Consider the following 841-nt stretch of genomic DNA (forward strand, 5'->3'; position numbering starts at 1 on the left):
GATACGCCCACACCAACCCAACTCCAATCGCACCCACGAGAACCGCACCGCTGCGGGGTGTGAGCTGTGGGAACATAAGCTGAACCTCTCCGGTTCCAACACTTCGGGCCAAATTAATACCAAAATACAGTACCATTGAGACTCCCAAGAATGTTGGTAGGTGCCGAAGCAGCTGTCGTGTACTGCCTGTGGTAAACTGTACTGCTGGTCGATCGTGGTCTCCTGACGTCGTGGATTCGCTTCCCGGATCGAACGGCCAGACGGCACACGAGCGGTAGAAGGGGCCACTGTCGTCGGTCCATCGTTCCCACTGTGACTGTTGTGCCAACTCCGTATCCTCGTCAGTCATAGTTCAGTTAGACTACAGCTTTGAGTTTCAACTTTATGGCCACTCCCATGAGCGGCACCCACCACAAGAACCGAGAAGCCAAGTTTCAATTTGCCCCGCACTGAGACAGAGGTAATGGAGGTCACTGAGCAGTGGTGGACGCTTGCGAGCGCCGGCCTGCTGCTAGTCGGCCTCGGAGTCCTCGCAGACCAACTTGTGTTTCTTGCTGCCGCAGCGGGCCTTGGTGCGTGGCTACTTGGGGCAGCGATCACCGCTAGCCAATCGTTTGCTGCTCAGCAACGCCAGCTCACGATCGAGTACACACTTGCCACCACCGAGATCTTTGTCGACACAGCGGCTGAGCTCACGCTTCGTGTATCCCGTCCCCCAGAGACGGCACAGGAACCAATCGTTATCGACGCTGAACTCCCACCCGGCATCTCGGCTGAGACTGAATCACCGTCTGTCGCGCTTCAGGCTGGAGAGACAACCCAGACAACAACCTGTACGATT

At 56.7% G+C, this 841-nt stretch carries 1 pseudogene; it reads left to right on the forward strand.

Annotated elements, in window-relative coordinates:
• Nucleotides 1-463: 463 nt before the first annotated feature.
• Nucleotides 464-841, forward strand: a pseudogene (locus tag EXE45_RS19790) (DUF58 domain-containing protein); the annotation flags it as partial.

Origin of the sequence: Halorubrum sp. SP9 (assembly GCF_005435015.1) — an archaeon.
Taxonomy (GTDB): Archaea; Halobacteriota; Halobacteria; order Halobacteriales; family Haloferacaceae; genus Halorubrum; species Halorubrum sodomense.